The 26,394-nt window shown below is 57.5% G+C and carries 29 protein-coding genes; 14 read left to right on the top strand and 15 right to left on the bottom strand.

Going from position 1 to position 26,394, the window contains the following annotated elements; all coding sequences use genetic code 11:
- The first annotated feature begins 44 nt into the window (after positions 1-44).
- From ACR0NN_RS11175 to ACR0NN_RS11140, 8 genes are all read left to right on the top strand, one after another.
- Positions 45-980: an aspartate carbamoyltransferase catalytic subunit gene (locus ACR0NN_RS11175; protein WP_170722242.1), complete on the top strand. Its 936-nt coding sequence runs from the start codon at positions 45-47 to the stop codon at positions 978-980.
- Complete coding sequence (locus tag ACR0NN_RS11170; RefSeq protein WP_170722244.1) at positions 977-1,501, top strand: hypothetical protein; 525 nt, start codon at positions 977-979, stop codon at positions 1,499-1,501. The genes ACR0NN_RS11175 and ACR0NN_RS11170 overlap by 4 nt, the downstream gene beginning before the upstream one ends.
- Positions 1,486-1,872, top strand: coding sequence for a hypothetical protein (locus ACR0NN_RS11165; RefSeq protein ID WP_480684674.1), 387 nt, complete (start codon positions 1,486-1,488; stop codon positions 1,870-1,872). Before ACR0NN_RS11170 ends, ACR0NN_RS11165 begins: the two co-directional genes overlap by 16 nt.
- Complete coding sequence (pyrC, locus tag ACR0NN_RS11160) at positions 1,869-3,149, top strand: dihydroorotase (RefSeq protein WP_170722246.1); 1,281 nt, start codon at positions 1,869-1,871, stop codon at positions 3,147-3,149. The genes ACR0NN_RS11165 and pyrC overlap by 4 nt, the downstream gene beginning before the upstream one ends.
- The gene (plsY, locus tag ACR0NN_RS11155) at positions 3,149-3,754 is read left to right on the top strand and encodes a glycerol-3-phosphate 1-O-acyltransferase PlsY (protein WP_170722247.1); all 606 of its coding nucleotides are present in this window, start codon (positions 3,149-3,151) and stop codon (positions 3,752-3,754) included. The genes pyrC and plsY overlap by 1 nt, the downstream gene beginning before the upstream one ends.
- Positions 3,751-4,023: a hypothetical protein gene (locus ACR0NN_RS11150; protein ID WP_170722248.1), complete on the top strand. Its 273-nt coding sequence runs from the start codon at positions 3,751-3,753 to the stop codon at positions 4,021-4,023. The genes plsY and ACR0NN_RS11150 overlap by 4 nt, the downstream gene beginning before the upstream one ends.
- Before the next feature lie 173 nt (positions 4,024-4,196).
- On the top strand, positions 4,197-4,670 hold the full coding sequence (locus tag ACR0NN_RS11145; protein ID WP_170685228.1) for a YHS domain-containing (seleno)protein: 474 nt from the start codon (positions 4,197-4,199) through the stop codon (positions 4,668-4,670).
- 256 nt (positions 4,671-4,926) lie between these two features.
- Positions 4,927-5,460 carry a porin family protein gene (locus tag ACR0NN_RS11140; RefSeq protein WP_170722254.1) on the top strand — a complete coding sequence of 178 codons (534 nt, stop codon included), beginning with the start codon at positions 4,927-4,929 and terminating at the stop codon, positions 5,458-5,460.
- A 41-nt stretch (positions 5,461-5,501) separates the two neighbouring features.
- On the opposite strand, the gene ACR0NN_RS11135 is transcribed toward ACR0NN_RS11140, so the two are convergent.
- Positions 5,502-6,485 (bottom strand): quinone oxidoreductase family protein, encoded by a 984-nt coding sequence (locus ACR0NN_RS11135; RefSeq protein WP_170722255.1) that lies wholly within the window; start codon positions 6,483-6,485, stop codon positions 5,502-5,504.
- Between the two features lie 214 nt (positions 6,486-6,699).
- On the opposite strand from ACR0NN_RS11135, the gene ACR0NN_RS11130 reads away from it, so the two are divergent.
- Positions 6,700-7,557, top strand: coding sequence for a DUF2189 domain-containing protein (locus tag ACR0NN_RS11130; RefSeq protein WP_170685225.1), 858 nt, complete (start codon positions 6,700-6,702; stop codon positions 7,555-7,557).
- 16 nt (positions 7,558-7,573) lie between these two features.
- Here ACR0NN_RS11130 and ACR0NN_RS11125 read toward each other — a convergent pair whose 3' ends face one another.
- On the bottom strand, positions 7,574-8,560 hold the full coding sequence (locus ACR0NN_RS11125; RefSeq protein ID WP_170722256.1) for an NAD(P)H-quinone oxidoreductase: 987 nt from the start codon (positions 8,558-8,560) through the stop codon (positions 7,574-7,576).
- A 72-nt stretch (positions 8,561-8,632) separates the two neighbouring features.
- A complete protein-coding gene (locus ACR0NN_RS11120) occupies positions 8,633-9,325 on the bottom strand; it encodes a COQ9 family protein (protein ID WP_170722257.1) in 693 nt (230 codons plus the stop codon).
- 111 nt (positions 9,326-9,436) lie between these two features.
- Here ACR0NN_RS11120 and rpsU point away from each other — a divergent pair, with 111 nt between their 5' ends.
- Together rpsU and ACR0NN_RS11110 are read left to right on the top strand one after the other, a co-directional pair.
- Positions 9,437-9,643, top strand: a complete 207-nt coding sequence (gene rpsU, locus ACR0NN_RS11115) for a 30S ribosomal protein S21 (RefSeq protein WP_005614280.1) — start codon at positions 9,437-9,439, stop codon at positions 9,641-9,643.
- 297 nt (positions 9,644-9,940) lie between these two features.
- Positions 9,941-11,167, top strand: a complete 1,227-nt coding sequence (locus ACR0NN_RS11110; protein WP_170722258.1) for a CAP domain-containing protein — start codon at positions 9,941-9,943, stop codon at positions 11,165-11,167.
- A gap of 52 nt (positions 11,168-11,219) precedes the next feature.
- Here the strand turns inward: ACR0NN_RS11110 and ppk2 are convergent, their stop codons facing one another.
- Both ppk2 and ACR0NN_RS11100 read right to left on the bottom strand, forming a co-directional pair.
- Entirely contained in the window at positions 11,220-12,158 is a 939-nt protein-coding gene (ppk2, locus tag ACR0NN_RS11105) for a polyphosphate kinase 2 (RefSeq protein WP_170685428.1), read from the bottom strand.
- Positions 12,159-12,310: 152 nt separating this feature from the next.
- Positions 12,311-12,769, bottom strand: a complete 459-nt coding sequence (locus ACR0NN_RS11100; RefSeq protein ID WP_170722261.1) for an Lrp/AsnC family transcriptional regulator — start codon at positions 12,767-12,769, stop codon at positions 12,311-12,313.
- Positions 12,770-12,904: 135 nt separating this feature from the next.
- Between ACR0NN_RS11100 and ald the strand changes: the two genes are divergently transcribed.
- The gene (gene ald, locus ACR0NN_RS11095; protein WP_170722263.1) at positions 12,905-14,023 is read left to right on the top strand and encodes an alanine dehydrogenase; all 1,119 of its coding nucleotides are present in this window, start codon (positions 12,905-12,907) and stop codon (positions 14,021-14,023) included.
- A gap of 180 nt (positions 14,024-14,203) precedes the next feature.
- Here ald and ACR0NN_RS11090 read toward each other — a convergent pair whose 3' ends face one another.
- Positions 14,204-15,016 carry a mechanosensitive ion channel family protein gene (locus ACR0NN_RS11090; protein WP_480684669.1) on the bottom strand — a complete coding sequence of 271 codons (813 nt, stop codon included), beginning with the start codon at positions 15,014-15,016 and terminating at the stop codon, positions 14,204-14,206.
- 214 nt (positions 15,017-15,230) lie between these two features.
- Between ACR0NN_RS11090 and ACR0NN_RS11085 the strand changes: the two genes are divergently transcribed.
- On the top strand, positions 15,231-15,929 hold the full coding sequence (locus tag ACR0NN_RS11085; RefSeq protein WP_170722267.1) for a glutathione S-transferase N-terminal domain-containing protein: 699 nt from the start codon (positions 15,231-15,233) through the stop codon (positions 15,927-15,929).
- Between the two features lie 51 nt (positions 15,930-15,980).
- On the opposite strand, the gene ACR0NN_RS11080 is transcribed toward ACR0NN_RS11085, so the two are convergent.
- Both ACR0NN_RS11080 and ACR0NN_RS11075 read right to left on the bottom strand, forming a co-directional pair.
- Positions 15,981-16,430 carry a YtoQ family protein gene (locus ACR0NN_RS11080; RefSeq protein WP_170722270.1) on the bottom strand — a complete coding sequence of 150 codons (450 nt, stop codon included), beginning with the start codon at positions 16,428-16,430 and terminating at the stop codon, positions 15,981-15,983.
- Between the two features lie 84 nt (positions 16,431-16,514).
- A complete protein-coding gene (locus ACR0NN_RS11075; protein ID WP_170722273.1) occupies positions 16,515-17,147 on the bottom strand; it encodes a class I SAM-dependent methyltransferase in 633 nt (210 codons plus the stop codon).
- An 85-nt stretch (positions 17,148-17,232) separates the two neighbouring features.
- On the opposite strand from ACR0NN_RS11075, the gene ACR0NN_RS11070 reads away from it, so the two are divergent.
- Positions 17,233-18,117, top strand: a complete 885-nt coding sequence (locus ACR0NN_RS11070; protein ID WP_170722274.1) for a LysR family transcriptional regulator — start codon at positions 17,233-17,235, stop codon at positions 18,115-18,117.
- Positions 18,118-18,162: 45 nt separating this feature from the next.
- Here ACR0NN_RS11070 and pheT read toward each other — a convergent pair whose 3' ends face one another.
- From pheT to ACR0NN_RS11035, 7 genes are all read right to left on the bottom strand, one after another.
- Positions 18,163-20,559, bottom strand: a complete 2,397-nt coding sequence (pheT, locus tag ACR0NN_RS11065) for a phenylalanine--tRNA ligase subunit beta (RefSeq protein WP_170722278.1) — start codon at positions 20,557-20,559, stop codon at positions 18,163-18,165.
- Positions 20,560-20,634: 75 nt separating this feature from the next.
- Complete coding sequence (locus ACR0NN_RS11060; RefSeq protein ID WP_480684666.1) at positions 20,635-21,042, bottom strand: cupin domain-containing protein; 408 nt, start codon at positions 21,040-21,042, stop codon at positions 20,635-20,637.
- Between the two features lie 23 nt (positions 21,043-21,065).
- Positions 21,066-21,869 carry a prolyl oligopeptidase family serine peptidase gene (locus ACR0NN_RS11055; protein WP_170722282.1) on the bottom strand — a complete coding sequence of 268 codons (804 nt, stop codon included), beginning with the start codon at positions 21,867-21,869 and terminating at the stop codon, positions 21,066-21,068.
- 327 nt (positions 21,870-22,196) lie between these two features.
- The gene (locus tag ACR0NN_RS11050; protein ID WP_170722284.1) at positions 22,197-22,613 is read right to left on the bottom strand and encodes a hypothetical protein; all 417 of its coding nucleotides are present in this window, start codon (positions 22,611-22,613) and stop codon (positions 22,197-22,199) included.
- Between the two features lie 38 nt (positions 22,614-22,651).
- Positions 22,652-23,725 carry a phenylalanine--tRNA ligase subunit alpha gene (gene pheS / locus ACR0NN_RS11045; RefSeq protein WP_170722286.1) on the bottom strand — a complete coding sequence of 358 codons (1,074 nt, stop codon included), beginning with the start codon at positions 23,723-23,725 and terminating at the stop codon, positions 22,652-22,654.
- Positions 23,726-23,810: 85 nt separating this feature from the next.
- Positions 23,811-24,878, bottom strand: a complete 1,068-nt coding sequence (locus tag ACR0NN_RS11040; RefSeq protein ID WP_170722288.1) for a Hint domain-containing protein — start codon at positions 24,876-24,878, stop codon at positions 23,811-23,813.
- 104 nt (positions 24,879-24,982) lie between these two features.
- Positions 24,983-26,353 carry a glutamate--cysteine ligase gene (locus ACR0NN_RS11035; protein ID WP_170722291.1) on the bottom strand — a complete coding sequence of 457 codons (1,371 nt, stop codon included), beginning with the start codon at positions 26,351-26,353 and terminating at the stop codon, positions 24,983-24,985.
- Positions 26,354-26,394: the final 41 nt, after the last annotated feature.

The following is a 26,394-nucleotide window of genomic DNA, read 5'->3' as shown; positions in this document are numbered from 1 at the left end:
TGGCTTTCTATAAGCGGTCCGATTGTCAGACAGGAGCCCGCCCAATGCGTTTCGCCCATCGTCACCTTCTTGGCATCGAGCATCTGTCGCAATCCGATATCACCGCCATTCTCGATCTGGCCGAAACCTATGTGGACCTGAACCGGCAATCGTCCAAGCATTCGGACGTGCTGTCAGGGCTGACGCAGATCAACATGTTCTTCGAAAACTCCACCCGCACACAGGCCAGTTTCGAACTGGCGGGTAAACGACTGGGCGCGGATGTGATGAACATGGCGATGCAGGCCAGTTCGATCAAAAAGGGTGAAACGCTGATCGATACCGCAATGACGCTGAATGCGATGCATCCCGATCTGCTGGTGGTGCGGCATCCTCATTCCGGCGCGGTGGACCTGTTGGCGCAGAAGGTGAATTGCGCCGTGCTAAACGCAGGTGACGGTCGGCATGAGCACCCAACACAGGCCCTGCTGGACGCGCTGACCATCCGCCGTGCCAAAGGCCGCCTGCATCGACTGAACATCGCCATTTGCGGAGACGTGGCACATTCCCGCGTCGCGCGGTCAAACCTGATCCTGCTGGGCAAGATGGAGAACCGCATCCGCCTGATCGGCCCCCCGACGCTTGTGCCCCCACAGTTTTCCGAATTCGGAGCCGAGATTTATGATGACATGAGCGAGGGCCTCAAAGACGTCGACGTGGTGATGATGCTGCGTCTCCAGAAAGAACGGATGGATGGCGGATTCATCCCGTCAGAACGAGAATACTATCACCGATACGGGCTGAACCCTGAAAAGCTGGCGCTGGCCAAGCCGGACGCTATTGTCATGCATCCGGGCCCCATGAATAGGGGGGTTGAGATCGATGGCACTCTGGCAGATGACATCAACCGATCCGTCATTCAGGAGCAGGTTGAGATGGGCGTCGCTGTGCGTATGGCCGCGATGGAACTTTTAGCGCGCAACCAAAGCGAGGCGGCATGAGCGATCTGATTGTCGCCCCTAACGAACGCGGCGTGATCCGCCTGTTCACGCTGGATATGCGCCCCGAAGAGGCGAAGTTTTTGCGAGAACCGGGTGCCGCTGGTCAGGTACTTGGCGTTGAGGGGTTGGACCCCGATCAGATCGATATCTTCCCTGTCTCTGACCTGGAAGACCTGGGCTTATATGGGTATCTCAGCGAAGGCTGTGGTGTCTCGGACGACCAGTTGGACCGCTCGAAACTCGAAGCCATAGAGAGCTGGGTGATGGTCCTGCGCAGCGCTGCGTTTGGTGGTCGAGCGGCAACGCTGTCACCCGATCCGCGCCTGCGCCTGATCGGCCTGTTCACTGAAGAAGCGACCAACTGGTCTGGCGGCACAATCGAAACCGAAAGTGCAAAACCGTTCTCAGCCTCTCCCCCTCCACCACGGGAAGCCAGGGCCAAGGCACAAAGGTTGGGGTCATCGATATTTGCCGTGGTCATGGCGCTTATCATCGGAGGCGCCCTTTGGCTGATCCTGTGACGTTCACTCCGGACAAAGGCGCGTATATACGAACCAATGCGTGGCTGGCTGCGTTTGCGATGGCGGGTGCGATGATCGTACTTTGGCTGATCGGAAACCCCTATGTCTGGACCGGCGCGCCTGCCGGTCTGGCAGCCATAACCATCCGCGCGTGGTATCTGGCCTCGGAAGAGATGGCCGCCACTTGGGAGATGACCGAAACCAACCTAACGGGTCCCGGTCCACGCAAGGTGGCGCTGAATCAGATACAGGCCGTCAACACGATGGGCAGCTTTGTCCAGATTGTCACCAAAAGCGGTGACAAGCACCTGATCAAATACCAATCAGACCCAGCCGCTACAAAAGCCGCAATTGAAAGAGCAATGGCATGAGCAATTTGATCTTTACCAACGCCCGTCTGATCGACCCCGAAACGGGCACGGACAGCTTAGGGTGTTTGCAGGTCACTGATGGTCGGATCAGCGCGCGCGGTGAAGGCGCAGGCCCAGACGCTAACGCGCAGGTGATCGATTGCAAAGGGCAATGCCTTGCCCCCGGCATCGTTGATATCGGCGTCAAGGTTTGTGAACCCGGTGAGCGGCACAAGGAAAGCTATAAATCTGCCGGTTTGGCGGCGGCTGCCGGAGGCGTGACCACCATCGTCACGCGCCCCGATACGCTACCAGCCGTCGATACGCCCGAAACGCTGGAATTTGCGACCCGGCGTGCGCAGGCTGATGCGCCCGTCAATGTCCTGCCGATGGCCGCCCTAACCAAGGGCCGCGATGGGCGCGAAATGACCGAGATCGGGTTCCTGCAAGACGCAGGCGCTGTCGCATTTACGGATTGCGATCACGTGATCACCAATACCAAAGTATTCTCGCGCGCGCTGACCTACGCGAAATCCTGCGGTGCGCTGGTCATTGCCCACCCTCAGGAGCCGGGGCTCAGCGCTGGTGCCGCAGCCACTAGCGGCAAATTCGCCGCCTTGCGTGGCTTGCCCGCTGTGTCGCCTATAGCCGAACGCATGGGGCTGGACCGTGACATCGCCTTGTTGGAGATGACGGGCGCGGCCTACCATGCCGATCAGATCACAGCGGCCCGTGCTCTGCCCGCGCTGGACCGCGCCAAACGCAATGGGCTGGATATCACCGCCGGTACCTCGATCCACCATCTGACGCTGAACGAGTTGGACGTGGCCGACTATCGCACCTTCTTCAAGGTCAAACCTCCGCTGCGGTCCGAAGATGACCGGCAAGCCATCATCGAAGCGGTCCGAACCGGCCTGATCGACACGATCAGTTCGATGCACACCCCGCAAGACGAGGAAAGCAAGCGCCTGCCGTTTGAAGAAGCCGCCTCGGGCGCGGTGGCGCTGGAAACGCTGCTGCCCGCAGCACTGCGGCTGTATCACTCGGAGCAGTTGGACCTGCCAACGCTGTTTCGCGCCATGGCGCTGAACCCTGCCAAACGGCTTGGGCTGGGAAGCGGTCGATTGGCCGAGGGCGCACCCGCCGATCTTGTGCTGTTCGACCCGGACAATCCTTTTGTTCTGGACCGCTTTTCGCTGAAATCAAAATCACAGAATACGCCGTTTGACGGGCAACGGATGCAGGGTAAGGTCACCGCGACATATGTCGCAGGACAAGAAGTGTACCGGAGAACCTGATGCCCATAATCGACAGTTCAATGACCCAGCTCATCTTGTGGGCCGCGCTGGGATACCTGTTCGGGTCTATCCCGTTTGGCATGATTGTTGCGCGTGTGATGGGGCTGGGCAATCTTCGGCAGATTGGGTCAGGCAATATAGGTGCTACCAATGTTTTACGCACCGGGAACAAGGCGGCGGCGGCGCTGACATTGCTGCTTGATGCCGCCAAAGGTGCAGTTGCCGTACTGCTTGCACGGGCATTGGCCGGAGAAGACGCCGCGCAGGTTGCGGCGCTTGCAGTGTTTCTGGGGCATTGCTTTCCCGTCTGGCTGGGCTTCAAAGGCGGCAAAGGCGTGGCAACATTTCTGGGCCTCTGGCTGGCGCTGGATTGGCGCGTCGGTGTTGCCTGCTGCCTGACTTGGTTGGTGGCAGCGCTGATCTGGCGTATCTCGTCCGTTGGCGCATTGGCTGCCGCTGCACTGTCGACGACCTGGATCATGGTTTTGACGGATGGCAGCACGTTCATCCTTGGGATTGCGCTGACCCTGTTGGTCTATTGGCGGCACAGCGCCAACCTTGCGCGGATCAAGGCAGGGACCGAGCCGAAAATCGGCAAGTCGTGATCGCACCCAGCGCCTTTCTGGACGCCCTCAACAATCTGCCTATCGGTACGTTTACCGGGACTGCGGGCCATGACCGATACGTGGTGTCGCATCAGATCATGGCGGGTGGGAAATCTCACAAACTGGTCGCCGAGCAGTTGGGCGGTTCTGACTATATCAGCCTGAACCTGTATCTGACCGGGAAAGCCGCGTTGCTTCGCCCTTGCGAAATGCCCGCTGAGAAGGTCGTGGATTTCGTACTGAAGCTTGTCCCAGACGTGCAGGAATGAACACCCGGTATTTGTTTCTGCACAATCACAATTGATTGCTTTGAACGTGAACAGGCCATTCCCCAACTGGGATTTTGTGACGACCAATTACCGGCGTTGCGACAATCAAATCCGGTTCGCCCGGGCAAAATTTCAGTGCTCTCAAAGCGAGCCTATTCACGAAAGGTGAAGTCATGAACAAGTTCAAATCCATCATCAGCGGTGTCGCGCTGTCTGTTGCAATTGCTAGCTCGGCAATGGCGGCCGGTGTTGAAATCAACGCAAGCTCGACCGGTCTGGCCATGCAGGGCTATGACCCCGTTGCCTATTTCACCGTTGGCGAGGCGACCAAAGGCGACTATCGCATCTCGACCCTGCACAACGAAGCGCTGTATCGTTTTGCATCGGAAGAAAACAAAGCCGCATTTGAAGCCAACCCAGAGGCGTATCTGCCCGCATATGGCGGCTACTGCGCGTTCGGCACCGCGATGGGCTTCAAATTCGACGGCGATCCGAACTACTGGAAAATCGTTGACAACAAACTCTACCTGAACCTGTCGCAAGACATTCAGGAACGTTGGGAAGGCGACATTCCCGGCTTTGTTGAGCAAGCCAGCGCAAACTGGGAAAACATTGCCGACAAAGATCCGGCTGAACTGCAGCAATAATCCGCTGACAGAATCTTATTTCATCGGCGGCAGATCGTATCTGTCGCCGATTGTTATTTGAAGGCCCTGCGCCGCATCCTATCTAGAACAAAAGAAAAGAGCCCAACCTGAAAGGGCCTGCGCCAGAGCACCTGGCCAATTCACTTAGTTCGGGACAGTCAACGCATCACTAATCCGGCCCCGAGGCCGGGAGGTAGATTGAATCATAACGCTGCCATTCGATTGGCAGCAGGTTTCGAGCGAAAGGAATGAGACGATGACAGGAAGATTGGCACTGATCACCTCGGTCGCGGTATTGACGGCAGGATCCGCCATGGCGCAATCCTCGGGCGATTGGACCGGTTTTTATGGTGGTGCGCAGTTCGGTTATGCAGACATCGATACAAACGTGTCAGGCGTCGACGGTGATGGCGCGATTGGCGGTATCATCCTGGGATATGACTATGATCTGGGCGACTGGGTTGTCGGCGGTGGCTTCGACTATGACTGGAGCGACGTCGACCTGGGCAGCGCCGCCACGGTCGAGAATGTCTGGCGGCTCAAGGCACGTGCGGGCTACAAGGTGAATCCTCAAGGTCTGCTCTATGGGACTGCTGGCTATGCCGATGCCGATACGGACAATCTGGGCAGCGACGACGGCTGGTTCATCGGTGCAGGCTATGAACAGATCGTAGCCCCCAATATCAGCGTTGGCGGCGAGATCCTGTATCATGAGTTTGATGATTTCAACTCATCGGGCGTTGATGTAGACGCCACGACAGTTCAGCTGCGCGTCGCATATCGCTTTTGACGAAAAAGTTGGGCCCGGCGCAGATCGCCGGGCCCTTGCCGCTAGGGCACCAGAACCGTGCTACCCGTGGTTTGACGCGCTTCCAACGCACGATGCGCGTCTGCAACCTGATCCAGCGGGAATTCCTGATCGACGTGGATCTTGACTTCTCGCCCGTCCACTTTGCCAAACAAGCGCCGCGCCATCGCCTGACAGGTCGCATGATCCGAGATATGGGTGAACAGGGTTGGCCGCGTCACTTTCAATGATCCACGCTGCGCGAGCATACCTAGGTCTACCGGCGGCACCGGACCTGAGGCATTGCCGAATGAGATCATCATGCCCAAAGGTTTCAGACAATCCAGAGATCCTTCAAACGTGTCTGCGCCGATCGAATCCATCACAACATCGACCCCTTTGCCCCCGGTGATCTCGGCGACACGATCGACAAAGTTCTCTGTACGATAATTGATACAATGCGCCGCACCATTGAACTGCGCCAAGCTGCACTTTTCATCTGTTCCAGCAGTTCCGATCAGCTTGATGCCTTCGGATTTCGCCCATTGGCAGGCGATCAGACCCACCCCGCCAGCAGCGGCGTGAAACAGCACGGTGTCGCCCCGCCGCAGCGGCGTTGTACGGTGAAACAGATATTCGACGGTCATGCCCTTTAGCATCATGGCCGCAGCCGTTCGGAACGAGATGCTTTCAGGCAGTGGGCAGACCTGCGCGGCAGGCATGACACGCGCCTCAGAATACGCCCCAGACGGGCCCGCCGCATAGGCCGCTCGTTGGCCAGGTGCGAGATGCGTCACACCTTCGCCCACGGCCTCAATCACACCGGCAGCCTCCATCCCCAATGCATGAGGCAATTCAAGCGGATAGAGGCCGGTGCGCTGATACACATCTATGAAATTCAATCCGCAAGCGTGATGGCGAATGCGCACCTCACCTGGGCCCGGATCGCCAAGCGGGCGATCTTCGATCCTCAGAACCTCTGGGCCTCCGTTTTCATGTATGACGACGGTGCGTGCTGATTGCTGCATGAATGCCTCCTTTGCCTGTGAAGCCAAAGCTAACACGCTTGTGCGGCAGAGCAATCCTTGCGGTCTCGAAAGGGTGATCAGGCAAAACTTCGCAACATGTGCTATAGTGCAAGCAGACGTTGTGAATGGGCAGACGTTGCCGGCTGATCCGGTCACGCGAATTGCCATGCCGGATGCATCCCGCGGCGCACCCACGCCAGAAAAGGGGATGAACATGGACAAGACAATCGGTAACCCAATTACCTGGGTCGCCCGCAATTTGCAGGCGACCAGTGATCATGTCACAGAATCAGTATCCGAGATCGGCAGTGCGGATGTCCGCGCCTTGCCAACCGTGCACACGCTGACGCTTCAGGACCTGCGCGAATGCCTGAAGGCCGGTTATACGGACTTTCTGGAAACCCGCGCGGATGCGATCTTTATCGTTCTGATTTATCCGATTGCGGGATTGCTGATGTTCGGGATCGGCTTGAACAAGGACATGGTGCCCTTGTTGGCCCCGCTGGTCATGGGCTTTGCCCTGATAGGACCGGTCGCAGCCGTTGGGCTTTATGAGATCAGCCGCAAACGGGAACAGGGTGGTGAGGTGCATTGGCTGGATGCGTTCGGCGTATTCCGCTCACCTTCCTTCGGAGCAATACTGGCACTGGGCTTTTATCTGGTCATGCTGCTGCTGGTTTGGCTGATGGTCGCGCAAGGCATCTATGCACAAACACTTGGGCCCGAACCTCCAGCCTCGGCGACGGGCTTCGTAACCGAAGTCTTCACCACCGGGGCAGGGTGGAGCATGATCATCATCGGCACCGCCACCGGTTTCTTATTTGCATTGGTCGCACTGGCGCTGAGCGTTGTCAGCTTCCCACTGCTGTTGGATCGTAAAGTTGGTGTACCCGTGGCCGTTGTGACCTCGGTTCGGGTCCTGCGTCAGAACCCGGGCGTGATCCTGACATGGGGCGCGATCGTGGCCGCATTGTTGGTACTGGGCGCGATCCCGATGTTGTTGGGAATGATCGTCGTCATTCCCATTTTGGGCCACGCCACTTGGCATCTGTATCGCCGAGCGGTCGCATGACCGCCCTGACGCAGAGCTAGCCAGCGACCTTCAGAACGATCTTGCCAATATGGCCTGAGCTTTCCATGCGCGTATGCGCGGCTGCGGCATCGGCCAATTCAAATTCGGAATCCATCACCGGCGCGACTTTCCCCGCCTTGAGCAGGGGCCAAACGGCCTCGCGCAGGTCTTGCGCAATGCGTGCCTTGGCCAGATCACTTTGCGGACGCAGCGTGCTGCCGGTCAGGGTCAGGCGTTTGACCATCATCAGGGCAAAGTTCAGTTCAACAACCGGGCCCTGCAGAAAGGCGATTTGGACCAGCCTTCCATCCTCGGCCAGTGTCTTGACGTTGCGCGGGATGTAATCGCCGCCGACCATGTCGAGGATCAAGTTCGCCCCACCCTCGGCGCGCATCGCGGCCACAAAATCTTCGTCACGGTAGTTGATCGCCTTTTCGGCACCCAGCTTCAGGCACGCCTCGCATTTCTCGGCCGAGCCAGCGGTGGCAAAGACCCGAGCACCAAAGGCGTTCGCCAGCTGGATCGCCGTCGTGCCGATCCCGCTGGAACCGCCATGTACCAGAAACCTTTCCCCCGGCTTCAAGCCACCTCGGGTGAAGACGTTAGACCAAACAGTAAAGAAGGTTTCAGGCAGACAGGCGGCTTCTTTCAAACCCATGCCTTCAGGTACAGGCAAACAATGCGCGGCGGGCGTGGCGACATATTCTGCATAGCCGCCACCGGGCAAAAGGGCGCAGACCTGATCGCCTACGGCCACCCCTACGACGCCTGATCCCAGCGCCACAACCTCGCCCGACGCCTCAAGCCCCGGCAGATCGCTTGCGCCCGGAGGCGGATCATACGCCCCTGCCCGCTGCAGCGCATCGGGGCGGTTCACGCCAGCATAGGCCACTTTGAGAACCACTTGACCCTCAGCCGGTACCGGGATCGGGCGTTCGGCCAATTGCAAAACATCCGGGCCACCTGGTTGGGTAATCTCAACAACGCGCATCGTCTGGGTCATGGGCAGTTCTCCTTTGCCCATTGACTAACAGGCCGCCAAGCAAAGGCCTAGCGACAAGTGAGGCAGACGCGCCTATTTCCTAGATGTCAGGGAACCCGGTAAGTTATCCGGCATTTTCACTGGGGCTTTGACCTGACCGGCCAGCCAATTGGGCACGGCCAGAAACGGCTTTAGCAATGAATTGCCGTTGACTTGTGCCTTGAGCTTTTCAAACTGCATCACGCCCTCGATCCGGCGATCCAGGAACTCCCATGTCGCTTGATAATCGGGGCTGTCATCTCCAAGCCAATAAAGCAGCGTAGAGGAGTAGACACCCGACAGAGTCGCGCGTTTGGTGTACCAGTTCACATCGTCCGAGCTGTCACCCAGAGCGTTCCAAATCAGATCACAGGTGCCCCAGACCGCCTTGGCCCCATCTGCGGCATAGATCGGCAGGGCAAACAGGGTCACCCCCCGGCGCACCGCCTCTTTATCCTCGACCGCCTGAAGGCGGAAACGGACGGCAGCGGCAATCTTGTCGCGAAACTTCAGCCCGCTTAGATCCTCGGATTTGATCCGATCCAGCATCGCCTGATCACCACGCGCATGGAAGGCCAGCGCCAAATCGACAGCCCCGCGCGGGCAAATCGCGCGCGCCAGCCCCGCGTCCAGATTGCAATCCGTGATCGCGGCCCGAAAGCCGGTTTCCGACCATCCGTCAAACGGCACATGGTCCAGAATCGCGTTCAAAAGCTGTTCTTTGGTGTCTTCGTAGGTGGCGGTCATGTTAGGTCTCCGGTCTGCGGGTCCAGTACTAGACAAGTTAGGTCCGCTTTGCTATACGGCCACTTCCTGCAATTTCCTTGCAACTCTATCTAGAAAGGTGGTGACAACCACATGCAGGTTAGTGTTCGCGACAACAACGTCGATCAGGCGCTTCGTGCCCTGAAGAAAAAGCTGCAGCGCGAGGGCGTGTTCCGTGAAATGAAGCTCAAGCAACATTTCGAGAAGCCGTCCGAGAAAAAAGCGCGCGAGAAAGCTGAAGCGATCCGCCGTGCCCGTAAACTGGCACGCAAGAAAGCCCAGCGCGAAGGTTTGCTCTAAGAGCCTACCGCGACTCGTCCAGCTTTGGATGACACTATTTGACGACCCCCGAGGCCCTGCCCGGGGGTTTGTCGTTTTCAAGGCGGGTATTTCCGCTCATTTTCCAATCCGATTATCGCGGCAGTTTGCCGATCCTCTTCCGCAATTCGCGCTCGGCATTTTGCAGCGCAGCGAATCGTCCTTCGATTGCATTACGTTGCCGAAAAACACGCATTCAGGTCGCATATCTATTCAGCCTTTGTTGATCGTCAGTATCTGAGGCCGTCCACTCAGACATAAGCAAAAACGGAGGCACTGATGTCGACAGCAAGTACAGTCGAGCGCGAGATGCTCGCGCTGATCAACCAAGAACGCGCATCCCGCGGTCTTGATCCCCTACAACTTGAGAGACGACTGAACGACTCATCCGAAGATCACAGCAGCTGGATGCTGGACACCGACCGCTTTAGCCACACCGGCGAAGGTGGCTCATCCGCGACCCAACGGATGCAGGCCGCAGGGTTCGATCTGTCCGGAAGCTGGCGCACTGGCGAAAACATCGCTTGGCAATCCGAACGGGGCGCACCCGGCATCAGCGATGATGTCGCCCAACTGCACCAAAACCTGATGAACAGCCCGGGCCACCGCGCCAACATCCTGAGCCCCGATTTCAAATATATTGGCATCGGAATCGAAGAAGGCGACATGCGTGGTTTCGATGCGGTCATGGTGACGCAGAATTTTGCTGCCACTCAGGGCGAGGTCGTGCTCGATACAGGTGGCACCGCTCCACCGGTCGCACCACCCGTTGAAGAGGTTGTCGAACCGGAAGAAGAGGTCACCAACCCGATCGAACCTGAAGTCCCGGAAACGGATGTAACCGAGGTCGAAGAGCCCGCAGACGATACACCTGTCGCGGAAACGCCTGAGACGGAGGAGCCAGTCGAAGAAACTCCGGAGACAGACGTCACCGAGACCGAAGAACCGGCGGACGAAACACCTGAAACGGATGTGACCGAAACGGAAGATCCCGTGGAAGACACGCCGGAAACAGATGTGACCGAAACCGAAGATCCGAAAACGCCTGAGACCGATGTGACCGAAGGTGAAGACCCTGAGCCGGAAACCCCGGAGACAGACGTAACCGAAGTTGAAGAGCCTGAGATGCCGGATACTGACGTGGTCGACGTCGACGAGCCAGAAACTCCGGACACTGACGTCACAGATGTCGAAGACCCTGAGCCGGAAACACCTGAAATTGTCGTTGATGATGGCGCACCGGGTGCAGACTGTTTTGACGTGCAGGCTTTCCTTGCTGGAATTGAGGCGTTTGTGAACGCACTGCAGGCCCATTTTGATCAATTCGAATGGGCGCCGGTACAGCAAGCCGACATCACGTCTCAGATGGATGATATCGATCTTATGGTCGATACCGACATCGCTGACGACATCATCGAAACTGTCGAAACCACAGTCGAAGACATAAATGACGACATGTGTGGCATGTTTGTTTTTGAAATGAACTGCGGATTTGATTGGGCTTAATCAAACCGTTCAGGTGCGGGGGATCACTTCCCCGCACTATCCGACCATGAGGTCAGTAAATCTTGGGCACGTGTAGCTCATCCGGCAGAATCCGGCGTTCATATTCCGGGTTATAGCGTCGATCGGGCAGGTTCACCTTTTCCTGCGGTACATCTTCATACGGAATCTTGGTTAGCAAGTGCTCGATGCAATTGAGCCGCTCACGCTTTTTGTCATTGCCTTCAACGATATACCACGGTGCCTCAGAGATATTGGTGCGGAAGAACATGTCTTCCTTGGCCTTGGTATAGGCCTCCCACCGAATGCGGGATTCCAGATCCATCGGTGACAGCTTCCACTGCTTCATCGGGTCATGAATGCGCATAAGGAATCGAAGCTGTTGTTCTTCGTCGGTGATCGAGAACCAATATTTCAGCAGAATGATCCCTGACCGCACCAGCATCCGTTCGAATTCCGGAACGTCCTGAAAGAACTGTTCAACCTGATCTTCGTTGGCAAAGCCCATCACACGCTCGACACCAGCGCGGTTGTACCAGGACCGGTCGAAGAACACGATCTCCCCGGCTGCGGGCAGATGGGGCACATAGCGCTGGAAATACCACTGACTTTGTTCCCGACGGCTGGGCGCGGGCAGCGCGACAACGCGCGCAACGCGCGGGTTCAAACGCTGCGTGATCCGCTTGATCACCCCACCCTTGCCAGCGCTGTCCCGACCTTCGAACAGAATGCATACCTTGGCGCCTGTGTGTACCACCCAATCCTGGACCTTGATCAATTCAGCTTGCAAACGCAGAAGGTTGCGAAAATAAACCTTGCGATCCAGCAGGTCGGGGTGCTGATCCTTATAGATCTTGCGCACCTCCATCGAGAGCATCGGCTCGCTGAATTCGATCTCGAAATCTTCGTCCAGCGTGTCTTCCAGTTCGGCTTCCAGCCAGTCTTTGGGGGTGCTGTTGTTTTCGTAAGCCAAGGTCTGCTCCTTCTCATTCATCGGGTTCGGACCGTACACGGCCAGTGTAACCATGGGGTGTCAGCGCAACTTGCCTGGGTTACACATAAGGTCGGAACCATGGATTTTGACCCGGTCTGGCAGCAGATACAAGCGGTGGAATTGACGCAATAAGACCTGCGTTGAAGCTGATTTCAAACCGGCAAAGCTGTGGTTTTGAATACCGTGCGTAAGGCAAACGAGCTTTGCATCTGTGCCACGCCGGGCAGGCGCGACAGGTATTGTCGATGAATGCGGGCAAAATCCTCAGTGTTTTCAGCTACGACCTTCAGAATATAGTCCGCCGTGCCGGCCATAAGGTGGCATTCAAGCACATCGGGTATTCGCGCAACGGCCTTTTCAAAGGCCTCCAAAACCTCTTCCGCCTGCCCCTGCAACGTGATCTCAACAAAGACGGTTGTCGGCACATTCATCTTCCGGGCATCGAGCAGTGCGACGTAGTCTTTTATATAGCCTTCGGCCTCAAGCCGCTGCACGCGCCGATGGCAGGCCGAAGGGGACAGATTCGCCTGATCAGACAGTTCTGAATTCGACATCCGACCTGTGCGTTGAAGGGCGGCTAGAATCTTCCGATCCGTTGCATCAATCGTCATTTGCGCACATCCATTGCGTCAAGCTGCGTTCGATTAGAATAATTTCCTGTAAATTTTAAGTATGGCAAGTGGGGTTTCACAAAAATTGCGCTGAATAATGCCCATAATTTAGGCAGTTTATGAATGGAGTCTCACATGAAAATCGGCTGCCCCAAGGAAATCAAACCTCAGGAATTTCGCGTCGGTATGACCCCGAACGCGGCTGGCGAGGCTGTAGCCCGTGGTCACGAAGTCATCATCGAAACCGGTGCCGGGATGGGTTCGGGTTTTGATAACGACGCCTATGTCGCCGCAGGTGCTCGTATTGCCGACACCGCTGAAGAAGTGTTCGCCACCGCCGACATGATCGTCAAGGTCAAAGAACCGCAGGCGGGTGAGCGCAAGATGCTGCGCGAAGGTCAGTTGCTGTTTACCTATCTGCATCTGGCACCCGATCCGGATCAAACCCATGATCTGCTGGAATCGGGCTGCACCGCAATTGCCTATGAGACTGTCACCGACGCAAATGGTGGCCTGCCCCTGTTGGCTCCGATGTCCGAGGTCGCTGGGCGTTTGGCGCCTCAGGTGGGTTCTTGGACTTTGCAGAAAGCCAATGGCGGTCGTGGCGTACTGATGGGCGGTGTTCCGGGCGTTGGCCCGGCCAAGGTGATCGTCATCGGCGGCGGTGTTGTTGGCACCCATGCGGCAAAAATCGCAGCGGGCATGGGCGCGGATGTCACCGTTCTGGACCGCTCGCTGCCGCGTCTGCGCTATTTGGATGACGTGTTCGGCGGTACGTTCAAGAACCAATACTCGACTGCTGGTGCCACAGCTGAGCTGATTCAGGATGCCGACCTGGTGATCGGTGCGGTTCTGATCCCGGGTGCAGCTGCTCCAAAGTTGATCTCGCGCGAACAGTTATCCACCATGAAGCCCGGCGCGGCATTGGTGGACGTTGCGATCGACCAGGGAGGTTGCTTCGAGACCTCGAAGGCAACAACCCACGCCGATCCAATCTATGAGGTGGATGGTGTCATGCACTACTGCGTTGCCAATATGCCGGGTGCCGTCGCCCGTACGTCGACGATTGCATTGGGCAACGCGACAATGCCGTTCATGCTGTCGCTGGCGGACAAAGGCTGGAAACAGGCGTGTCAGGACGATCTGCACCTGCTGGCCGGTCTGAACGTCCATGCAGGTCAACTGACCTACTATGCCGTTGGCAAAGCTTTGGGCATCGATGTGGTCGCTCCGGGTGTTGTGGTCAAATCATAAACGCTCCCGCTCCTGAAAGCGCTCTTTAGCAAGAGCGCTTTACAGCGTTGGGCCGGGCGCCGCGCCTTCGGCACGGCGCGATTGCGCCACAGCTCAGAACAATCGCGCCGCGCAAATTGCGCGGCGCTGCACCCAACCGGAGGAGGGCATTTCCAATGCCCGCGCGACGAGCGGGAGACCCTAGCCTTCCTTGTGGATTTCCACAGAATGCGGATAGGGGATCGAAACACCTTTGGCATCGAACGCTTCTTTGATCGCTTTGGTAAGCTCGAATTTCACGTCCCAGTAATCGGCAGCCGCACACCAGAGGCGTGCAGTCAGATCGACCGAGCTGTCACCCAGATTGGTCACACGCACCCAAGGTTCAGGGTCGCCCATGATGCGTTTATCCGCTTTGGCCACATCCAGAATGATGCCCATCGCTTCGTCTGCGCTATCGTCATAGTCGATGCCAAACACCAGATCCACGCGGCGCGTATCATGCGCGGAATAGTTGGTGATCACCGAACCCCAGGCCTGACCATTTGGCACGATGATCTGCACGTTGTCTGGCGTCACCAGTTCCGTTGTAAACAGGTTCAGATCTTTCACCGTACCGGCCGTTCCGCCGATATCGACATATTGACCCAGCTTGTAGGGACGGAACACCACCAACATCACACCGGCAGCAAGATCGCTGAGCGTCCCCTGCAAAGCCAGACCGATGGCCAAAGACGCGGCACCCAAAATGGCAACGATGCTGGTCGCCTCAATCCCGAAAATGCCGAGCACTGCGACGAACACGATCGCCAGCAGAACCCATTTTACCAGGCTCGCTACGAAATTCCCCAAAGTCGGATCGATATGCGGCGTCGCGTTAATGCGCCGCCTCACCAGCCCGCTGATGGCTCTGGCTACGATCCAACCCAATATCAGAACGATCAACGCCTTGATCGCGCTCATGATCAGCGGCGCAAATGCACCCACCTGTGTTACGACGTCTTCCACGCGCATCTCCTTTGCAACAATAGCAAACCCGTGCTTCTGGCGCGGGATCATTGAAAAGTCTGGGCTAATTTTGCCTTCAGGTCTAGGTGCGGGATTCCCGAGTTTTCCCCCTGCTGTTCCTCAGCAAACATCGACTGACCAGTCATGCACAGTTGCGGGTCTTACAAATTCGTCTCAAGTTCCCAAATTGACTGCACCACTACGATCTCAGGAGCCCCTCATGCTGGACGAAATCCAATTCCCGATCATGACCAAATGGTCCCCGCAGTTTCCCGAACGGATACAACTGTATTCGTTCCCCACACCGAACGGCGTTAAGGTTTCGATCGCGCTTGAGGAAATCGGCCTGCCGTATGAGGCGCACAAAGTTACCCTCGCAGATGCGGATGTCAAAAGCCCCGAGTTTCTCTCTCTGAACCCGAACAACAAGATTCCCGCGATCATTGATCCTAACGGACCAGACGGATCTCCGCTTGCTCTGTTCGAAAGCGGGGCGATCCTTCTGTATCTGGCTGAGAAAAGCGGCAAATTGCTCGGTGAATCCGCGGCCGACAAGCATCGGGTCACCCAATGGGTCATGTTCCAGATGGGCGGTCTAGGGCCGATGTTCGGCCAGCTTGGGTATTTCCATAAATTCGCTGGGGCCGACATTGAAGACCCCCGTCCGCGTGAGCGTTACGTGACCGAAGCCAAAAGACTGCTCGGTGTTCTGGACAAGCAATTGGATGGCCAAGAATGGGTTGCTGGCGACTTCTCGATCGCAGATATCGCAATCGCTCCGTGGCTGCGCGGGTTGGATTTTTATGACGTCAAGGATGTTGTGGCTTGGGACAGCTTTAGCAACGTGACTGGATATCTCGACAGATTCCTCGAGCGGCCCGCCGTGCAACGCGGTCTGAACATCCCATCACGGGACTAAGTGATGTTGAAGGTGCGGCGAGTCCCAAACACGCCGCACCCGTCTTGCATATCACCCGGGCAACGACCCGGTGAGCACGTACTTTAGAATCTCAACCACCTGAGAAGGTTCTTCAGCTACAGCAAGGGCTGCGGCGTCCACTTCTTTCAGTGCGTGCTGTTGGTCAGGCCCGTGCAGAACAATGATCGATTTACCCAGTGCCGCTGCATAGCCTGCGTCAAAGGCCGCATTCCACTGCTTGTACTTCTCGCCAAATCGTACAACCACGACATCGGCATCTGAAATGCCCTTGCGGGTCCGGATCGCGTTTACCATCGCGCCCTTGTGGTCATGCCAATACTTGTTTGGCTCGGCCCCCAAGATCGACACCCCGCAATCATCCGAGGCACCATGATCGGTGACCGGGCTGCTGAATGTCACATCCAACCCTTGCGCCCCGTCGATGATCTGTTCACGCCAGTCCGTGTGGATTTCTCCGGACAGATAGACCTTTAGGCCCATTGCACCCTCCGCTGTTGCTTCTGGTGCTACTTAAGCCTCAAACGGGCAAATCCCAATCAGAAAGTGTGAGTTTCTGTGATTGTCTCAAATCTTGCGGGCAACGACAAATCGCCGGGCATCGCGGACTGGAAAACTGTCTTGTTCGACCAGTTCGAACCCGGCCCACCGTATGGCGCTGTCCAGCTCATGCTCGGACATGAAACGCACGAAAGGGGCCTTTCCGAGAAACCGCATGACAGGTAGCGCGAGTCTTATGGCCTGAAACCGAAGGCTTGCACCATGCGCAGGTGGGCAAAATGTCTTTGAAATGAACAGACCGCCCGGCTTGAGCGACCTATGTATCTGTTTCAACCCACCTTCCATGTCCTCTAACAGATGCAGCAAATTGAAGGCCAGCGCGACATCGAATTTTCCGGAGGGCGGCGTATTCGCCTCGGCCCGGACGAATTTCACATTCGTGACGTCTTGCTCAGCGGCATGTTTGCGCCCGACGTCCAACATGGCCTGCGACACATCCGTTGCGGTGATCGAACCGGCGAATTTTGACAGGCGCAAGGCGGTCATCCCGGTGCCGCAGCCAAGCTCGAGCACGTCATCTGATTTTTGCAGATATGACGCCGTTCGTTCCAGCGTATGCTCGTACGAAGCCATATCCTTGATGGGTGAGCGGGCATATTTTTCTGCCACGCCATCCCAAAACTTTGCAGCGGTCGTCATAGGGTGTCTCCTTCGACTCACTAGGTAGCTATGCATTGATCGAATAGGAATTGCCGAATACTGCAGAACGCTTATACATATTTGCATGAGTAATCTCAGTGACTTTGACTGGAACCACATCAGGGCGTTTCTCACTACAGCCGAAACAGGTTCACTATCTGCAGCCGCGCGCCAATTGGGGCAGACACAACCCACACTCAGCCGACAGATCGCTACGCTTGAGGCCGATCTGGGATTGATGCTGTTCGAACGCATCGGTCGATCCTTGGAGATTACGCAAGCCGGAATGGAGTTGCTGGATCACACGCGCGAGATGGGCGAAGCCGCCAATCGTATTTCTCTGACCGCATCCGGGCAGGCGCAATCCATCGAAGGGCTGGTTCGCATCACCGCCAGTGACGTGATGGCCGCCTATATCCTGCCCAACTTGCTGCGAGATATTCGAGCCCAAGCCCCACGTTTGCAGATTGATGTGATCGCATCGAACGACATTCGCGACTTAATGCGGCGTGAGGCAGATATCGCCATCCGACACGTGCGCCCGGACCAACCAGACCTCATCGCAAAGCTTGTGCAAGAGGCTACCGGGCATTTCTATGCCACCACAGAATATCTGAACCGCGTCGGGCGCCCGCGGAATACATCGGACCTTTCACAGCACGAGTTTATCAGTTTCGGCGATACCACCCAGATGATCGCCCATCTGAAACCCTTGGGTATTCACCTGTCTGATGAGAACTTCCGGCTGGGTTCACAAAACGGGCTTGTGGCTTGGGAATATGCAAAACATGGCTTTGGAATCGCGCCGATGTCTCAGGTCGTCGGCGATGCAACGCCCGGGATGGAACGCGTTCTGCCAGAGATGGAGCCGATCACATTTCCCGTCTGGCTCACTACCCATCGTGAATTGCACACCAGTCGCCGCATTCGGCTGGTCTTTGATCTGTTGGCTGAATATCTGTCCAAATGAAAAACGCGCCCGAAGGCGCGTCGTTCAGATACAAGCTGAGGGGCTCTACCCGCGCAAGGTGCCACCGGTTGCCTTAGTGACCTTAGCGATGATCTTTTCAGCCACAGCCTCGATATCTTTTTCTTTAAGTGTCTCGTCCGAAGGTTGCAGACGCACGGTGATGGCCAGTGATTTCTTGCCTTCGCCAAGGCTGCCGCCAATGAACTCGTCAAAGACGCGCACATCCTCGATCAACGCCTTGTCAGCACCTGCCGCCGCATTCACCAGCGTCAAAGCCTCGACATCTGCGTCAACCACAAAGGCAAAGTCCCGTTCGACAGCCTGCAAGTCGCGCAGCTCCAATGCTGAACGCGTAGCACCGGATTTGCGCGGCATCGGCACCTGATCCGGCCAGATCGTGAACGCCATTGCCGGGCCTTTGATATCCATCGCCTGCAACACGCGCGGATGCAATTCACCAAAGACACCCAGAACCTTTTTCGGACCCAGGCAAATCTTACCGTGCCGACCGGGATGCCACCAGGCATCGCCGCCACGAAGGATCTGAACCTTGGCGGGCGCACCAATGGCGGCAAGCACCGCCTCTGCGTCGGCTTTGGCATCAAACAGGTCAACGGGGCGGGAGGCACCATGCACGTCCTTGGGACCGTTGCGGCCCACCAGCAGACCGGTGATCTGCGTCTGCTGATCCCCGGGCTCGCCATCATGGAACACGGGCCCGACTTCAAACAGAGCCAGATCGGCATAGCCCCGCGCCTGATTGCGTGCCGCCGCTTGCAGCAGACCGGGCAACAGATCGGGGCGCATATGGCTCATCTCGGACGAGATCGGGTTTTCCAGCATCGTTGCCGCGTCACCGCCCCCAAACAAGGCTGCCGAGGCCTGATCGATGAAGGTATAAGACACACATTCATTATACCCCAGCGCAGCGCAGGTCCGGCGCGCCATCGACTGGCGGCGCTGCGTGGGTGTCATAACCGGCTTGGGAATCCCCGCCGTGGTGCGCGGCAGAGGAATACCCTGCAGCTTGGTCAGAGATGCGATACGCGCGACCTCTTCCACTAGATCGGCCTCACCCATGATATCCGGACGCCAGCTGGGCACATGCGCCATCTCGCCGTCCAAGCGGAAGCCCAAACGAGTCAGCGTCTGCCGCTGCTCGCTTTCCGGGATCTCCATCCCGACCAGAGACTGCACTCGCGCCGCATCCAGCTTGTAGGCCCGCGCGTGGTTCGGCGCTTTGCCCGCCTCAACCACGTTCGAGGCTTCACCGCCGCAGATATCCAGGATCATCTGAGTCGCGTGCTCCAACCCTTCGCGCGTGTATTCAGGGTCGACCCCACGTTCGAAGCGATAGCGCGCGTCCGAGTTGATCTTCAGCGCACGGCCCGTCAGGGCAATCTGCACATGATCCCAGAACGCACTTTCCAGAAAGACGTTCACTGTCTCCTCAGTACAACCGGTTTCCTCGCCCCCCATGATACCAGCGATTGATTCCGGACCTTTGTCGTCCGAAATCACCATCATGCCGGGCTGAAGGGTGTATTCTTTTTCATCCAACGCGACCAGCTTTTCACCACCCTTGGCGCGGTGAACCCGCAAGTTGCCCTGCACCTTGTCCGCATCGAACACGTGCAGCGGGCGATTGTGGTCGAAGGTCATGTAGTTGGTGATATCGACCAAAGCCGAAATCGGACGCAGACCAATCGCCTTCAGCTGATCCTGCAACCATTGAGGGCTGGGGCCGTTCTTCACGCCCTTGATCAGACGCCCAGTGAAATGTGGTGCGCCATCCAGCGTATCCTCGTCGATCGACACTTTGATCGGGCTTTCAAAATCCCCCGGCACGGGGACATAGTCACGCACTTTCAGCGTGCCCAATCCACGGGCTGCCAGATCACGCGCAATACCCGCAACACCCAGCGCATCGGGCCGGTTCGGTGTGATCGCGATCTCGATCATCGGGTCAATCTTGGACGGATCATTCTCGGCCAGCCAGTCGACGAATGTGTCGCCCACATTGCCCGAGGGCAGCTCGATAATGCCGTCATGCTCGTCCGACAGTTCAAGCTCGCGCTCAGATGCCATCATGCCAAAGCTTTCGACGCCGCGAATCTTGCCGACGCTGATCGTGATATCCAGACCCGGGATATACATGCCCGGTTTGCAGACCACGACGGTGATTCCTTCGCGCGCATTCGGTGCACCACAGATGATCTGCAGATCACCCTCATCCGTTTCCACCGTACAAACGCGCAGCTTATCCGCGTCGGGATGCTTTTCCGCGTGTTTCACATGGCCTAGCGTAAAGCCCGCCAGCTGATCCGCCGGGTTCACGATCTCTTCGAGCTCGAGCCCGAGATCGGTCAGCGCTTCTGCGATCTCATCGACCGAAGCGTCAGTGTCGAGGTGGTCTTTCAGCCAGGAAAGTGTGAATTTCATCGGTCGGGTTCCGCCAGTAGATCTCGGGTCAGTCCGCACTTACCGGATTATCCGCACATGGGAAAGAGGGCGCGCCTACTCTTCGAGGACTGTGTTGGTCACAGTGTCCGATCCGATGAACACTGCCAGAATACGCGCGATCCCGTCGCCGCTGTTTTCACCGGCATGGGGCGAGTTCAAAGCCTCGGCCACCGCATCGCCAGCCTTGAACACCTTGATCCCCGCAGGGCCGTAATCCACGGTGATTTCCCCTTCGAGGATATAGCCCACCAGTGGCGCCTCATGCCGGTGTGTGCCGGTTTTCTGACCCGGCTCAAGGGTAACGATGGCCATGGTGATCTCGGGTGTGCCGTCGGGATAGACCAGAGGTTCGCCTGCCACCGTGGTGCTTGTCTGCAATAGCAATTCAAGCGGCGGGTATGTCTCATGGGCCAGCACCGGAAGTGACGTGAGCACGAACATGAGAGTCAGAAGAAAACGCATGAAGTGGCTCCTTTTCAGCAAGACTATGGATATGTTGGCGCCCGGCCTAGCAGTTCGTCCAATTGCCGTCCAATCCAACCATGCGGGATGAAATGCCCGCCGGGATGGATATCCAACACCACTTGGCCTTGCGCACAATCCGTCCATTCCACACGGCTGAGGGTCAGGAACGGCTCAACACTCCAATCCCCGCGCGGGGTAGCGCCGTTGCAGCGGTATTTCTCGCGCCACAGGGCCACTGGGTAGGTCGTGTCACCGCCCGGTCCAAAGGGAAAATCCATCACCGTATCGTCCAGCCCGTGCACATGTCGGGCCTCAGCGGGGGCCTCCGGACAATCTTCGGTCTGACGAATGCTACCCGCTACGGCCAGCAAGGCGGCGATGTTATTGCCTGATTGGCAGACATAGCGCCACGCCATCGCGCCGCCAAAGGAGTAGCCAGAAACATAGATGCGGTCAGGATCAATCGGATAGCGTTTGGCGACTTCCTCCAACACGGCATCCGCGAATGGCACATCCTCGGTACCCGAGCGCCAGAAATCCCAGCTCTTGCCGCGCCCATTCGGGGCCACCAACAGCACACCCCGCAGCTTGGTCGCGCCCGCGATGCGCGGATGGTTTACCACTACGGTTCCCTGCCGCGCCCAGCCGTGAAAATGCAAAAGCACCGGCAGAGGCGTTTCGCCATCCCAACCCTCAGGCTCCAGCACATGATACGAGCGATCGCCGACCTCACATGGAGTATCGCCGTGGCAATCGGTGTTCCACGGCCCCATGGCCAATGCCGGGGTTGCGGTCAGCAGAAGAAAAAGCAGTCGATAGATCATGCGCCCGACCCTAACGAGACTTTCCCCGCTGTCACATAACATATCGGTGTAAACCAAACGCAGCCCGTACGTAGGCCGGGCTTCAGCCCGGCACGCGAAACATGGTGGGCCAAAGCCCACCCTACATCCGAATTAGCACCGAGCCGCGCTGTCGCCAGACCGCGGGATGGCGATCCAAGGCATGTGTTGCGCACTTTATGCTGGCCAAATCCGTGCGCTTTTCGAGCGTTGCGCTGGCGGAGACAAATCGCCAGCCCGTGCGGGCGGTCTGGCGATAGCGCGGCGGCCTATCGGCCTTTGCTCCGCGCCCCAGAACTATCGGACAGCCTACCTATCAAAGTCTTGGGAGTTGATGCTAGGTTGGTATTTCCGACCCTTTCGCTTTGGGGCAAACACAGACCACGTCATAGCATCAGCTCGCATTTCCCAAACCATTCGATTGTAAGCTGTCATCACCTTGAAAAAAGTTGGATGCGCTGCGATTTCGACATCAACCAATTCTTCCTGAGCGTCAGCAAATGTCCGAAAATACTCACCCGCATATTTCAAAGCATCTGCAGAAGCGTAGAGCGTGAGAATGCCTACTTCGCGCTGCATCTCGATTGGCGAAACTTGTTCAGGCAAGTGAGCTTCGTTCGGGCTTGGGCAGAATTTTAGAAAGTCCCGATAGGCCGTTCGTTTGCGCTCTAAGATATTCTCGGACTGTGAAAATATTTTTCCGAACAAGAAACTGGCTGCACTCAAACATAGGCCCGAAAACCCAATGAGTGCAGCTTCCCACGTCAACGCGACAAACCACCATGCAGGTTCGGCATATCCAGCGCCGCAAACCCGTAGTGGCGCAGCCACCGCAGATCGCTGTCAAAGAACGCCCGCAAATCCGGAATGCCGTATTTCAGCATCGCCAGACGGTCGATGCCGATGCCAAAAGCAAAGCCCTGATAGACGTCGGGATCGATCCCACCGGCGGCGATGACCTTGGGGTGGACCATGCCCGAGCCCAGAATCTCCATCCAGTCGTCGCCCTCGCCGATCTTCAGCTGACCGTTGTCCCAGGAACAGCGGATGTCGACCTCGGCCGACGGTTCGGTGAAGGGGAAATGCGAGGCGCGGAAGCGCAGTTCGACATCGTCGACCTCAAAGAAGGCCTTCACGAACTCTTCTAGGACCCATTTCAGGTTCGCCATCGAGATGTCTTTGTCGATGGCCAGCCCCTCGACCTGATGGAACATCGGCGTGTGAGTCTGGTCATAGTCGGCGCGATACACACCGCCTGGGCAGATCACGCGGATCGGTGCACCTTGCTGCTCCATCGAGCGGATCTGCACCGGCGAAGTATGGGTGCGCAGCACGTGCGGTGGGCGATTATCGCCCTCGGCGCGGTGCATGTAGAACGTGTCCATCTCAGCCCGCGCGGGGTGGTGGCCGGGAATGTTCAGCGCGTCGAAGTTGTACCAGTCATCTTCTATGCGTGGCCCTTCGGCCACCGAGAATCCCAATTCGGCGAAGATCGCAGTCAGTTCTTCGGTCGCCTGGCTGACCGGGTGGATCGAGCCCTGTCGGCGGGCGCGGGTCGGCAGAGTGACGTCCAGCCATTCGGTGCGCAAACGCTCATCCAGCGCGGCATCAGCCAGCGCGGCCTTTTTCGCAGAAAGCGCCGAGTTGATCTCATCCTTCAGAGCGTTCAATGCGGGACCTGCGATCTGGCGTTCCTCGGGGGTCATCTTGCCCAGTTCACGCATCTTCAGCGCGACTTCACCCTTTTTACCCACGGCCGCGACGCGGATCGCCTCAAGCGCGTTTTCATCGCCAGCTTCTGCGATCTGCCCCAGATATTTTGCCTTAAGATCGTCCATGACGCTTCCCGTAACGGGCCCCTGAATTCTGTTCAGGCTCTGCTATCACAGCAGCGCGCGAAAGCAAGAGGTGGCAGGGATGCAATCAGGCAGAACGCAGCAGCACAGTTGTCTTGTCTTCCCGCACAGGTCGCGCCGCGGCCCCATAGTTCGCGGGCGTTTGCATCAGCTCGGGGAACAGGGAAAAGAGCTCATTGGCCGTTTCGGACGTAAGCCCGGCCAGGCCTTCCTGACCCGGAAAAAAGCTCTCGGACACCAGACCAGACGTGGTGAGCAATTGGTGCCGATCAAACAACACGTGCACATAACGGATAATGTCGCACGGCGCTTCAGTCACGGTGGTGCCATTGACCAGCGCCTTGGCGGGCACCAGAACTTCGGCCTCGCCAAACATCAGCTCAGCCTGCCAACCGGTGATCAGGATGCGGTGCTGGGGCGAAACATAGATGTCCCTTTCAGCCCCAAGGGTCCCGCGCTGGATGTGGATCGGGGCAAACCGATCACGGCCCGAGGCGCTGCGTCCGCCGATCCAGCGCACTGGGCAGGCCCCGTTATCCACGGTCAAAACCATATCACCTGGGCTGAGTGTTTCAATGGCGCGCGGCCCGTCAGGCGTATCCACCAGCGTTCCTGCTGCAAAACAAGCGGCACCAGAATCGCCCGGATTCACAGATCCATAGACGAGTGTGTCTGGGTCGGGCTGGTTGAACTGCAATGTGGTTGTGGTCGCAGCTGGCCCAAACAACACCGGTATATTCTCAGATGTCGCGCCTACTGCCGCCCCATCCACAGCGAAGATATTTGTTGTGCCACCGCCGATATCGTAGAAATCGATTACAGTTCCGTCGCTTGTATCGGTCAGCGCATAAGCTTCGTAGATGCCAGAGATCGAAGCATCCGGGTCGGTCAGCAATATCGGGAAATCGTCTGCCGAAATGACATAGACCAGCTCATTGTTGTCCGGATCGACCGTCACCTGCACCAGAGGATTATCCAGCTGCACTTCCAGCCCGACCTGCCCATTCGTGTCGTAAAACGATACGGTGAAGTCTGCCGGATCTTCGGATGGCCGCAGCGCGACTTCAAGGAACTCGTTTACGCCCGAAGACGCCGCATAGGTATCAGAATAGTGAAGTTCGCTAATACGAGCCATGAGTCCCTCGCCTGAATTGAAGCACATCGGTAGCCGATATCAGGCAAAAAAAACAATGCCTAATAAACACTTAGGTAAACAATGCCTTAATTCACCAACGGTACTCAGTAGCTGTACTCGGGGAACACCCGCGTCAGATCGCCATACCAGTCGCCATTGTAGTGATCCAGCAGCTCATCAGCGGGTACCTTGCCGGTATCGATGCTGTCCTTGAGCGCGTTCAGGAAATGCGTCTCGTCCTGCACTAGTCCACCCGCGCCGGGGCGCGCGCGTGCCTTCAGGCCAGCTTCGGATATCGAGACCACTTCACGCGCCAGATCATGCATGTTGATGTTTCCGACTTGTGCTTGTAGCCCATCCTTTGCAGCTTCAACCCGAAGGGCTTCGCGTGTCTCAGCATCCCAGCCTTTGACCAGATCCCAAGCGGCATCCAGGGCGGTCTGGTCATAGGTCAGACCAACCCAGAAGGCGGGCAAAGCGCAAAGCCTGCGCCATGGGCCGCCATCGGCGCCGCGCATCTCCATGAATTTCTTGATCCGCGCTTCGGGGAAGGCCGTGGTCAGGTGGTCAGCCCAGTCCGAAAGCGTTGGTGTCTCACCCGGCAGAGCGGGCAGCTTGCCCTGCAGGAAGTCGCGGAACGACATGCCCAGCGCGTTGATATATTCGCCGTTGCGATAGACAAAATACATCGGCACATCGAGCGCATATTGCACGTAGCGCTCAAACCCAAAGCCTTCTTCGAACACAAAGGGCAGCATACCGGTGCGCGCATCGTCCAGATGCCGCCAGATATAGCTGCGCCAGCTTTTCTGGCCGTTCACCTTGCCTTCGAAGAACGGGGAATTCGCGAACAGCGCTGTCGCCACCGGCTGAAGGGCCAATGCGACGCGCAGTTTCTGCACCATGTCTGCCTCGGACCCAAAGTCGATATTGACTTGAACGGTACAGGTACGACGCATCATGGCGCGACCCATGGTGCCGACTTCTTCCATATAGTCGTTCATCAGCCGGTAACGGCCTTTGGGCATCAACGGCATCTCATCATGGGTCCAAATCGGAGCCGCGCCCAGACCGATAAAGCCTACGCCGATCTCATCAGCAATGTCTTTCACCTCGCGCAGGTGGATGTTCACTTCATCGCAGGTCTCGTGGATCGTCTCCAGCGGAGCACCCGACAGCTCCAACGCGCCGCCCGGCTCCAAGCTGACATTCGCACCATCCTTCTCAAGCCCAATCAGATGCCCGGCCTCGCGCACTTCTGCCCAACCGTGACGGTCACGCAGTCCTTCCAGCACGGCCACGATGGACCGTTTGCCCTCAAACGGCAGCGGCTTCAGCGTGTCTTTGCAATAGCCGAACTTTTCGTGCTCGGTTCCGATGCGCCAATCATCCTTGGGCTTGCAGCCCGATTCCAGATATTCGGCCAATTGCTCGTGGCGTTCGATCGGTCCGCCGCCGGACTGGGGGATGGACATGTGACCCGTGCTCCGATCCTGATGTGTCTGTCTTCGGCTCA

This window comes from Ruegeria sp. BA2 (assembly GCF_056539605.1).
The sequence above is the reverse complement of the archived record's forward strand: the minus strand, read 5'-3'. Positions and strand labels throughout refer to the sequence as shown.

Bases quoted from the DNA above. Each gene is read 5' to 3' on its own strand.
- ACR0NN_RS11085 (WP_170722267.1), top strand. From the start codon at position 15,231: ATGCTGGACGAAATCCAATTCCCGATCATGACCAAATGGTCCCCGCAG.
- ppk2 (WP_170685428.1), bottom strand. From the start codon at position 12,158: ATGAATGAGAAGGAGCAGACCTTGGCTTACGAAAACAACAGCACCCCC.
- ACR0NN_RS11075 (WP_170722273.1), bottom strand. From the start codon at position 17,147: ATGACGACCGCTGCAAAGTTTTGGGATGGCGTGGCAGAAAAATATGCC.
- ACR0NN_RS11170 (WP_170722244.1), top strand. From the start codon at position 977: ATGAGCGATCTGATTGTCGCCCCTAACGAACGCGGCGTGATCCGCCTG.
- ACR0NN_RS11175 (WP_170722242.1), top strand. From the start codon at position 45: ATGCGTTTCGCCCATCGTCACCTTCTTGGCATCGAGCATCTGTCGCAA.
- ACR0NN_RS11130 (WP_170685225.1), top strand. From the start codon at position 6,700: ATGGACAAGACAATCGGTAACCCAATTACCTGGGTCGCCCGCAATTTG.
- pheS (WP_170722286.1), bottom strand. From the start codon at position 23,725: ATGGACGATCTTAAGGCAAAATATCTGGGGCAGATCGCAGAAGCTGGC.
- ACR0NN_RS11035 (WP_170722291.1), bottom strand. From the start codon at position 26,353: ATGTCCATCCCCCAGTCCGGCGGCGGACCGATCGAACGCCACGAGCAA.
- pheT (WP_170722278.1), bottom strand. From the start codon at position 20,559: ATGAAATTCACACTTTCCTGGCTGAAAGACCACCTCGACACTGACGCT.
- ACR0NN_RS11040 (WP_170722288.1), bottom strand. From the start codon at position 24,878: ATGGCTCGTATTAGCGAACTTCACTATTCTGATACCTATGCGGCGTCT.
- ACR0NN_RS11070 (WP_170722274.1), top strand. From the start codon at position 17,233: ATGAGTAATCTCAGTGACTTTGACTGGAACCACATCAGGGCGTTTCTC.
- ACR0NN_RS11060 (WP_480684666.1), bottom strand. From the start codon at position 21,042: ATGCGTTTTCTTCTGACTCTCATGTTCGTGCTCACGTCACTTCCGGTG.
- rpsU (WP_005614280.1), top strand. From the start codon at position 9,437: ATGCAGGTTAGTGTTCGCGACAACAACGTCGATCAGGCGCTTCGTGCC.
- ACR0NN_RS11110 (WP_170722258.1), top strand. From the start codon at position 9,941: ATGTCGACAGCAAGTACAGTCGAGCGCGAGATGCTCGCGCTGATCAAC.
- ACR0NN_RS11055 (WP_170722282.1), bottom strand. From the start codon at position 21,869: ATGATCTATCGACTGCTTTTTCTTCTGCTGACCGCAACCCCGGCATTG.
- ACR0NN_RS11135 (WP_170722255.1), bottom strand. From the start codon at position 6,485: ATGCAGCAATCAGCACGCACCGTCGTCATACATGAAAACGGAGGCCCA.
- ACR0NN_RS11090 (WP_480684669.1), bottom strand. From the start codon at position 15,016: ATGCGCGTGGAAGACGTCGTAACACAGGTGGGTGCATTTGCGCCGCTG.
- pyrC (WP_170722246.1), top strand. From the start codon at position 1,869: ATGAGCAATTTGATCTTTACCAACGCCCGTCTGATCGACCCCGAAACG.
- ACR0NN_RS11120 (WP_170722257.1), bottom strand. From the start codon at position 9,325: ATGACCGCCACCTACGAAGACACCAAAGAACAGCTTTTGAACGCGATT.
- ACR0NN_RS11145 (WP_170685228.1), top strand. From the start codon at position 4,197: ATGAACAAGTTCAAATCCATCATCAGCGGTGTCGCGCTGTCTGTTGCA.
- plsY (WP_170722247.1), top strand. From the start codon at position 3,149: ATGCCCATAATCGACAGTTCAATGACCCAGCTCATCTTGTGGGCCGCG.
- ACR0NN_RS11140 (WP_170722254.1), top strand. From the start codon at position 4,927: ATGACAGGAAGATTGGCACTGATCACCTCGGTCGCGGTATTGACGGCA.
- ACR0NN_RS11125 (WP_170722256.1), bottom strand. From the start codon at position 8,560: ATGACCCAGACGATGCGCGTTGTTGAGATTACCCAACCAGGTGGCCCG.
- ACR0NN_RS11100 (WP_170722261.1), bottom strand. From the start codon at position 12,769: ATGACGATTGATGCAACGGATCGGAAGATTCTAGCCGCCCTTCAACGC.
- ald (WP_170722263.1), top strand. From the start codon at position 12,905: ATGAAAATCGGCTGCCCCAAGGAAATCAAACCTCAGGAATTTCGCGTC.
- ACR0NN_RS11080 (WP_170722270.1), bottom strand. From the start codon at position 16,430: ATGGGCCTAAAGGTCTATCTGTCCGGAGAAATCCACACGGACTGGCGT.